Here is an 8793-nt window from a genome sequence, read left to right on the forward strand (position 1 = left end):
CCCCGCCCCCTGGGGGACACTTTCCATCATGAACTCTCTGGAAACCCTCCTCGCGCAGGGTCAGGTGGCCCAGGCCAGGGCCGAGGCCGAGAAGCTCCTCGCGAAGAACCCCCACCACCGCGACGCACTGGTGGTGATGGCCAAGCTGGCGCTCGTGGAGAACAAGGTGCCCCAGGCCGAAGCGCTGCTCGCCAAGGCGGAGTCCCAGGGCGCCACGGCGGAGACCGGCCTCGTGCGCGCGAACATCGCCGCCCAGAAGGGTCAGCTCGACGCCGCCCTCAAGGCCTACCAGGGCGTGCTCGCGGTGGAGCCCAACCGCGCCGAGGCGTACTTCGGCAAGGGCATGATGCTGATCAAGCAGGACAAGGCGCCCCAGGCGCTGGAGGCCCTGTCCCAGGCCGCGAAGCTGGCGCCCCAGAACCCGGTGTTCCGCTACCGGCTGGGCCAGGTGCAGTTGGAGGCGGGCCAGGCGGACGCCGGGCTCGCCACGCTGCGCGACGTCCTCACGCTGGCGCCGCGCTTCGTGCCCGCGTACCTGAGCCTGTCGCACGCGCTGTCCGCCCAGGACAAGCTGGTGGAGGCGCGCAAGGTGCTGGAGCAGGGCCTCAAGGCGGTGCCCAACCAGCCGCGCCTGCTCGCGTCCGTGACGGTGCTGTCCATGGCGCTGCGTGATTTGCGCACGTCCTACCAGGCGGCCTCCGCGCTCGCGGCCCAGCGCCCGAAGGACGCGGACGCCCAGGCGAACCTGGCGCAGCTCATGCTGGCGCGCGGTCAAATCGAGCAGGCCCGGCACCTGTGCCAGACCATGGCGTCGCTGGGCGTCGCCAGCGAGTCCCTGAAGATGGCCGAGGCCACCTGCTTCGAGTCGCAGGAGCCGCCCGCGTACGACAAGGCCATCGCCGCGTACGAGCAGGGCATGGGCCTGGCGCCGGACGGCTGGCGCGCGGCGAACAACCTGGGCCAGTTGCTCCTGCGCGTCCCCGCGGAGCCGGCGGACACGCACCTGCCGCGCGCGGTGACGGTGCTGGAGGAGGCCGTGCGCCGCGCCCCGGACCGCCCGGAGCCGCTGCTCAACCTGGCGCTCGCGCAGGCGCGCCTGGGCCAGGAGCAGAAGGCGAAGGAGCTGGTGCAGAAGGTGCTCGCCATGCCGCTGGCGGAGGACACCGACCTGCACGAGGAGGCCGTGCGCCTCTCGAAGACGCTGTCCGGGGCCTGAGGAGGCCCGCGCCCGCGCTACGCGTCGAAGTCGAGCGTGGGCACGTCCTCGTCGCCGGTCGCCGCCTGATACACGTGCCAGGCGGCGGCCAGGTCCTGGAAGGGCAGGCCCACCCCGGCGAACACCGTCACCTGCTCCTGGGACGTGCGCCCGGGCTTGAGGCCCGCGAGGACCTCGCCCAGCTCCGCGTGGATGGCGGCCTCCGTGAGCCCCGCCGCGCCCGCCGCGCCGGTGGAGACGCTCAAGCCGCGGTGGTCGCAGACGAACAGCGACTGCTCCAGCAGGTCCTGGGACAGCTCCGCCTTGCCCGGCTCGTCCGCGCCCAGCGCGGTGATGTGCGTGCCCGGCCGCACCATGCCCGCGTGCAGGAAGGGCTGGTGGCTCCACGTCGCCGTCACCACGATGTCCGCGTCCGCCACGGCCTCCGCCACGGACGTCTCCACGCTCACGGGCAGGTTCAGCTCCTGGTACATGCGCCGCGCGTAGGCGTTCGCGTGCTCGACGTTCGTGTCGTAGACGCGCACCTGGCTGAGCGTGCGCACCAGCCGCAACTGCTTGAGCTGGAGCACGCCCTGGCGGCCGGCGCCAATCACCGCCACGCGCGTGGCGTCCGGCCGGGCCAGCACGTCCGCGGCCAGCGCGCCCACCACGCCGGTGCGCACGGCGGTGAGGTGGCCGGAGTCCATCACCGCGAGCAGCCCCCCCGTCACCAGGTCGTGCAGGTGCACCACGCCCTGGATGGCGGGCTTCTGGCCCGGGAACTTCGCGTGCACCTTCACCGTGTACGCGGGGATGCCGGGCACGCAGCCGGGGAGGAGCACCAGCGCGGTGCCCTCCGAGTGCAGCGGCGCGCGCACCCGCTGCGGGGCCACCGTGCGGGCCAGGACGTCGGTGCGGAAGGCCTCGCGCAGGTCGTCCAGGAGCAGGAGCGCCTGGATGTTGCGGGCCACGGCGGAGCGGTTGAGCAGGAGGGTGCGCATGCTTTGTGATGGCCACCCTACCCGAGCGTGCGCATGTCCTGGGGCGCGAACATCCCCACGGCCGGCCGAGCGCATGAAGGTGAACGGCGCGCCGGGCGGTGCGTCCGGGGCCCGGAGCCGGCGGCCGGGGGCTCGTGGCGCGCCTCCCTCCGACGCGGGGGTGAAGCGCGTTGGGGGCGCCATGCGCAGACTCTTCGCGAGGGGCGGCGCGACCGGGCGAGGGCCCGGGGAGATGGGCGATGCAGGAGCCGGATTCACACTCCGTGGACGAGCATGCGCGTGGCGGTCCCCGCCTGTCCGCGGCGGAGTTCCTGCGCGCGAATCACGACGGGCTGCTGGCGGACTGGCATCAGGCGGTGGCGCAGGTCCTGAGCGGGCAGGACCCCGCCCGCCAGCCCTGGCTCATCGACCACATGCCGGAGCTGCTCGCCGCCCTGGCGGACGCGATGGAGCTGGGGCCGGAGGCGATGGACGAGCGCCTGGAGGCGGCGCACGCGGCGGCCCGGCTGGACGCGGGCTTCAACCTGGGCGAGGTGGCCCGGGAGTACGCGCTCCTGCGCCGCTGCATCCTCCACCGGCTGGAGGCACAGGAGCAGCGGCTGCGGCCCGGGGACCTCACGCGGCTGGAGGAGACGCTCGACCGGGTGGTCACCCGGACGATGACGCTCTTCTGGGACATGAAGCAGCGCATCCTCCAGACGCTGGACCGCATGTCCGAGGCGACGCTGGACGACCCGGACATGGAGACGCTCCTGGAGCGCCTGCTCACCCGGCTGATGGAGTCCGCGCTCACCGTGGACACCGCGGCGGTGATGCTGCTGGAGGGCGACGCGCTGGTGGTGCGCGCCTCGGTGGGCCTGAGCACGGACGAGGTGATGGGCCTGCGCGTGCCGGTGGGCCTGGGCGTGAGCGGGCAGGCGGCGCTGGAGCGGCGGCCCTTCTTCGTCCGCTCGGCCGCCACGGACCCCCGCGTCCTCTTCGGGCCGCTGCGCCGCGCGGGGCTGCGCGCGCTGTACGGCCTGCCGCTGATGGACGGCGAGCGGCTGCTGGGCATGGCGTACATGGGCTCGCGCACGGCCTTCGCCTTCTCCGACTCGGACGTGCTGCTCTTCCACGCCGTCGCGCAGCGGGCCTCCGCGCACATCGCCCAGACGGAGCTGCACGCGCGCGAGCACGAGGCGCGCAAGGAGGCCGAGCGGTCGCTGGCGCTGCTGGACTCGCTCCTGGAGGCGTCGCCCGTGGGCATCGCGTTCCTGGGTCCGGACCTGCGCTACCTGCGCATCAACGGCACGCTCGCGCGGCTCAACGGCAGGCCCGTGGAGGACCACCGGGGCCGCACGCTGCACGACATGGTCCGCACCCGCTCCGTGGGCGCCATCGAGCACTCGCTGCGGCAGGTGCTGGAGACCGGGCAGCCCGTGCAGGACGTGCTGCTCGAAGGGCCGGATCCGGTGCGGGGCCGCGCGGGCATCTGGCGCGCGGACTACTTCCCGGTGCGCACCCCGGACGGGGTGCTGCTCGGCGTGGGCTCCACGGTGGTGGACATCACCGACCACAAGCGCGCGGAGGGAGCGCTCCAGCAGGCCATCGACTTCCGCGAGGAGCTCATCGCCGTCCTGGGCCACGACCTGCGCAACCCCCTGCACGCGGTGAACGCGTCCGCCTTCATGCTGGGGAAGGTCCCCGGGCTGGACGCGACGGCACACCGCTCCGTGGACCGCATCCGCAAGGCCACGGCGCGGATGACGCGGATGATCAACGACATCCTCGACTTCGCGCGCAGCCGCCTGGGCGGAGGCATCCCGGTGACGCGCCAGCACGTGAACATGGAGGAGCTGTGCCAGGGCATGCTGGAGGAGCTCCAGGTCGTCTACCCGGAGCGGCCCCTGGTGCTGGAGGTGCACGGGGACGACCTGTGGGGGGACTGGGACCCGGACCGGGTGACGCAGGTGCTGGGCAACCTGGTGGTGAACGCGCTGCAACACGCGAGGAACGACACGCCCGTCGTCACCACGCTCACGGCGGAAGCCGCGGACGTGGTGATGCGGGTGCGCAACGAGGGCGAGCCCATCCCGCCGGAGCTGCTGCCGCACCTGTTCGACCCGTTCAAGCAGTCGAGCGTGCCCCGGGTGGGCAACAAGCACCGCAGCCTGGGGCTGGGGCTCTACATCGTGAACGAGATCGTCCAGGTGCACCGGGGCAGCGTCCGCGTGGAGACCGCCGCCGGGGGCGGCACCACCTTCACCGTGCGCTGGCCCCGCGTCCCCCCGCCCCGGGGCTACCTGAAGCCGTGAGCCGCCGTCAGGGCGAGGCCTTCACCTCGGACGTGGGCGCGATGGCGAGCGTGTGCACGGCCTCCGCGAGCATGCGCGTGCTCAGGTCCAGCGTCTCCAGCGCGATGGACTCGTCCGGGGCGTGGCCGGTGTAGGGCTCGTTGGGGAACGCGGGCCCGAAGTCCACGGCGCGAGGGAAGAGCCGCGCGTAGGTGCCGCCGCGGATGGAGCCGGGCACCGCGTCCGGCGCCTTGCGCTGCCGCTGGTAGATGTCCATCAGCGTCTTCACCAGCGGGCCGGACGTGTCCGCCACGTGCGGGTCGCCCAGGTAGCGGCCGGCGCCCTCCTTCACCTGGCCGCCGGAGTCCTCGCCCACGCGCTTCGCGGCGGCGTCCAGCGACGCGTTGAAGGCCGCCGCGTCCTGGCCCTGGGGCCGGCGCATGTTGACGCCCAGGGACACGGTGCCGTCCTTCACGCGCAGCACGGTGGGCGCCACGAGCAGCGGCCCCATCAGCGCGTCCTGGTACTTCAGGCCCAGCTTCTCGCCGTGGTGGTCGCCGTCGAAGCGCTTCGCCACCACGCGCAGCAGCGCCGCGACGCCGTTGTCCTCCAATGACAGACGCGAGGCCACGGCGGACATGTCCCAGAGCGCGTTGTGGCCCTCGTCCGCGGTGGACGAGTGCACCGCCACGCCGTGGGTGGTGAGCACCACCGCGCTGCCCTCGCGCTTCGCCTCGGCCTTCAGCTTCTTGCGGGAGGAGGACTCCTGCGCGATGGCGGCCTTCACCGCGGCGAGCACCGTCTCCGGCGTCTGGCCCTTCACGGGTTCGAGCTTCAACGTGGCGGTGCCGGGCACCTGGGTGAGGAACTCGCCCGCGCTCACGTCCACGGCGCGCGCGACGGTGCCCTCCTTCGGCGTGGCGAGCGCGGCGCCCACGGGGGCCTCCAGCGTCCACGCGACGAAGCCGGACTGCGCGGCCATCACGGGGTAGCCGGAGTCCACGGAGATGACATGCGTGGGCTTGGGCTGCGTGTCCGCGTACTGCTTCATCCCGTTCCAGTCGCTCTCCTCGCCGTTGCCGATGATGACCAGCACCTTGCCTTGCGGCTTGAGGCCCAGGTCCTTCGCCATGGCCAGCGCGACGAGCCCGGAGGCGATGGGGCCCTTGTCGTCCTCCACGCCGCGGCCGTACAGGCGGCCCTTCTCCACCACCGGCTTGAAGGGAGCGCGCTTCCACTCATGGGCGGGCGCGGGGACGACGTCGCCGTGGAACACGAGCCCCAGCAGCGGCTCGCCTTCGCCCCAGGACAGCTCGAAGACGTCGTTGGCGCCCACGGTGCGGAAGCCGAAGCCGCGCTGCTTCGCCCACGCCTCCAGGGCGCGGCCCATGGCGGCCACCTCCGGGTTCTTCGCGGCGGGGGCCTCGCTGCTCACCGTCTTGAAGCGGACAAGGGTCTGGGTGAGGGCCACCACGTCATCCAGTGCACAGGCCTGGACATAGGCGGCGTAACGCTCCGCGGCGGAGGTGCCCTTCAGGGCGGTGTCGGAGAAGCGGGCGGCGCGGGCGGCGGGCTTGCCGGCGCAGCGCGGGTCCCTGGCGGCGAGGGCGGCGGAGGGGGCCAGGAGGCAGAGGGCGGCGAGGAGGCGGGTGCGCATGGGAGGCCTGGGAAACCGTCGGGGGGACGGGGCATTCCTGGTGGGAAGGGGGGCGGGTGGGCGGGCGTGCGCCGGGCGTGAAAACGGGGAGGCCCGGGGCTAAAGCTAGAGCATGTTCTTCACGTCCCCGAAGAAGTTGAGGCTCCCCACTCCGCAGGAGGCGCTGCCGGGCCGTCCGCAGGAGATGCCGGTTCCGCAGAAGCACACCGTGCTGGGCACCCCGCTGAAGGGGCCGGTGCCGGAGGGCTTTGAAACAGCCGTCTTCGGCATGGGCTGCTTCTGGGGGGTGGAGCGCAAGTTCTGGCAGGTGCCGGGCGTGTACTCCACGGCGGTGGGCTACGCGGGGGGGCTGACGCCGAACCCCACATACGAAGAGGTCTGCTCGGGGCTCACGGGCCACAATGAGGTCGTGCGCGTGGTGTACGACCCGGCGAAGGTCACGTACGCGCAGTTGCTGAAGGTCTTCTGGGAGAACCACGACCCGACGCAGGGCATGCGCCAGGGCAACGACGCGGGCACCCAGTACCGCTCCGGCATCTACTACGCGAACGACGCGCAGAAGCGCGCCGCGGAGGAGACGCGCCAGACGTACCAGGGCGCGCTCAACGCGAAGGGCCTGGGAGGCATCACCACGGAAATCCTCCCGGCGCCGGCCTTCTATTACGCCGAGGACTACCACCAGCAGTACCTGCAGAAGAACCCGGGCGGCTACTGCGGCGTCGGAGGCACCGGCGTGAGCTGCCCCATCGGCGTGGGCGTCAGCGCCTGACGTCTGCGTCAAGCGGGGCCCGCGCTCTTCCGGACACGGGCCCCGCATGCTTCTCAACGCCCGTCGTCTCCTCGCTGTCCCGCACCACACGCGGGCCATGCTTCCGCTGCCCTGGTGTGCCATCGCGTGCGATGGGCTGACGCCCCCCTCGCGGCATGACGCGAGGCACGGAGGAGGCCCGCGCATGATGGACGACGCACCCCGGCTGTGGACCCGCAGGCGCATGCTGGGAGCCACGGGGGGGACTCCTCACCGCGAGCGCGTGGATGCCTCCGGCGCTCGCCGCCGCGCCGCAGGTGAAGCTGCCGGACACCTTCGCCAAGACCGAGCGCGAGCGTCCCGGCCCGCCCAACCCTCAGCCCGAATCCGAGCGCGTGGTCTGGGCCGTGGTGGGCCTGGGCCACCTGTCGCTCGAGGAGCTCCTCCTCGCATTCGGACAGATGAAGCGCGGCAGGCTGGTAGCGTTGGTGAGCGGAGACCGCGCGAAGGCCTCTACGACTACAAGTCTTTTGATCAAATCAAAGGCACTCCAGAAGTGCAGGCCGTCTACATCGTCCTGCCCAACAGCATGCACGCGGAGTTCACCGTGCGCGCGGCGCAGGCGGGCAAGCACGTTTTCTGCGAGAAGCCCATGGCCAACTCATCTGCGGAGTGCCGGCAGATGATCGACGCCTGCAAGAAGGCGGACCGCAAGCTGGGCATCGCCTACCGCCTCCAGTACGAACCGCACCACCGCGCGGTCATCCAGATGGCGTGCGACAAGGAACTGGGCACGCTCAAGCCCTTCACCGCCAACAACGGCCAGAACCAGGGCGAGCCCAACCAGTGGCGCCACAAGAAGGCACTCGCTGGCGGCGGCGCCCTGGCGGACGTGGGCATCTACTGCCTCTCCGCCGCGCGCTACTTCAGCGGCGAGGAGCCCACGGAGGTGATGGGCTTCAGCCACAGCCCCCCAACGACCCGCGCTTCAAGGAGGTGGAGGAGTCCCTCGCCTTCCACATGCGCTTCCCCTCCGGCTTCCAGGCGCACTGCACCAGCCACTACAGCACGCACGAGACCAAGGATCTGCGGCTGATGGGCACGGACGGCTGGGCGTCCATGGACCCCGGCTTCGCCTACAGCGGGCTGCGCCTGCGCGTGGGCCTGAAGTCCAAGTCCTTCCCCAAGGCGAACGACACGGTGGAGCGCGGCTTCAGCCAGCCCAGCCAGTTCGCCAGAGAGATGGACCACTTCTCGCGCTGCGTGCAGGAGAACGTCATCCCGCACACGCCGGGCGAGGAAGGCCTCGCGGACATGCGCATCATTGAAGCGCTCTACCGCTCCGCTCGAGAGGGCAAGGCCGTGAAGCTGGAGGCCGTGAAGAAGCTGGATGCATTCCGCAGCCCGCCTCCCAAAGAAGAAGGCTGAGCCCCACCAGGCCGCCAGCGGTCCGTGAACAAACCCCGCGACCCGAAGTTCTCCGCGAGGACGCACGCCTCACGGAGCGCGGCGATGGGGTGCGTGCACGGACGGCAGGGCGGAAACCGGGCAGAGGCATCTGCCCGGGCTCGGTTCCCCCGAAACCTGTCCGACTGTCGGCCCCGCTTCCGCCGCATGGGTCGTGACGCCGTGCGTGCGCGACCGCCAAGGTGGGGCACGGACAGAGGCCCCCGCCCGGGACCGGTTGCCTCAAAACCTGTCCGACAGTCGGACAGGTTTTCGCCGCCCGCCGCCCGGGGGCGGGCCCGGCAAGTCCGCGATGCGGAAGGTGGGCCGCACGTCCATGTCAGACCCCTGTGGTGGGATGGCGATGCTGGAACGAGGAGGGGGATGGGGATGGAACGGCGAGGACTCGTGGCGTACGTGGAAGCGCAAATCGAACGCGATATCGCGCTGGGGCGGCTGCACCCGAGCGGGCA

Annotated in this window: 7 protein-coding genes; 5 read left to right on the forward strand and 2 right to left on the reverse strand. The window is 71.9% G+C overall.

The genetic code is table 11. The features are described 5' to 3' along the window. The first annotated feature begins 28 nt into the window (after positions 1–28). Entirely contained in the window at positions 29–1216 is a 1188-nt protein-coding gene (locus K8612_RS34150) for a tetratricopeptide repeat protein (protein ID WP_223739613.1), read from the forward strand. 17 nt (positions 1217–1233) lie between these two features. Here the strand turns inward: K8612_RS34150 and K8612_RS34155 are convergent, their stop codons facing one another. Further along, entirely contained in the window at positions 1234–2196 is a 963-nt protein-coding gene (locus K8612_RS34155; RefSeq protein ID WP_223765309.1) for an ornithine cyclodeaminase family protein, read from the reverse strand. 263 nt (positions 2197–2459) lie between these two features. On the opposite strand from K8612_RS34155, the gene K8612_RS34160 reads away from it, so the two are divergent. Then, positions 2460–4490, forward strand: coding sequence for an ATP-binding protein (locus K8612_RS34160; RefSeq protein WP_223765310.1), 2031 nt, complete (start codon positions 2460–2462; stop codon positions 4488–4490). A 7-nt stretch (positions 4491–4497) separates the two neighbouring features. Here the strand turns inward: K8612_RS34160 and K8612_RS34165 are convergent, their stop codons facing one another. Next, positions 4498–6126, reverse strand: a complete 1629-nt coding sequence (locus K8612_RS34165) for a Sapep family Mn(2+)-dependent dipeptidase (RefSeq protein ID WP_223765311.1) — start codon at positions 6124–6126, stop codon at positions 4498–4500. 112 nt (positions 6127–6238) lie between these two features. Here K8612_RS34165 and msrA point away from each other — a divergent pair, with 112 nt between their 5' ends. From msrA to K8612_RS34180, 3 genes are all read left to right on the forward strand, one after another. After that, positions 6239–6895, forward strand: coding sequence for a peptide-methionine (S)-S-oxide reductase MsrA (gene msrA, locus K8612_RS34170; RefSeq protein ID WP_223765312.1), 657 nt, complete (start codon positions 6239–6241; stop codon positions 6893–6895). A gap of 535 nt (positions 6896–7430) precedes the next feature. After that, on the forward strand, positions 7431–7970 hold the full coding sequence (locus K8612_RS39670) for a Gfo/Idh/MocA family protein (RefSeq protein WP_373692158.1): 540 nt from the start codon (positions 7431–7433) through the stop codon (positions 7968–7970). Then, positions 7895–8302, forward strand: coding sequence for a Gfo/Idh/MocA family oxidoreductase (locus K8612_RS34180; RefSeq protein ID WP_255672569.1), 408 nt, complete (start codon positions 7895–7897; stop codon positions 8300–8302). Before K8612_RS39670 ends, K8612_RS34180 begins: the two co-directional genes overlap by 76 nt. Positions 8303–8793: the final 491 nt, after the last annotated feature.

This window comes from Corallococcus sp. AS-1-6, assembly GCF_020037015.1.
Taxonomy (GTDB): domain Bacteria; phylum Myxococcota; class Myxococcia; order Myxococcales; family Myxococcaceae; genus Corallococcus.

Excerpts from the sequence above, each read along its gene's own strand:
- K8612_RS34180 (WP_255672569.1), top strand. The coding sequence starts at position 7,895 with ATGCGCTTCCCCTCCGGCTTCCAGGCGCACTGCACCAGCCACTACAGC.
- K8612_RS34165 (WP_223765311.1), bottom strand. The coding sequence starts at position 6,126 with ATGCGCACCCGCCTCCTCGCCGCCCTCTGCCTCCTGGCCCCCTCCGCC.
- K8612_RS34155 (WP_223765309.1), bottom strand. The coding sequence starts at position 2,196 with ATGCGCACCCTCCTGCTCAACCGCTCCGCCGTGGCCCGCAACATCCAG.
- msrA (WP_223765312.1), top strand. The coding sequence starts at position 6,239 with ATGTTCTTCACGTCCCCGAAGAAGTTGAGGCTCCCCACTCCGCAGGAG.
- K8612_RS34150 (WP_223739613.1), top strand. The coding sequence starts at position 29 with ATGAACTCTCTGGAAACCCTCCTCGCGCAGGGTCAGGTGGCCCAGGCC.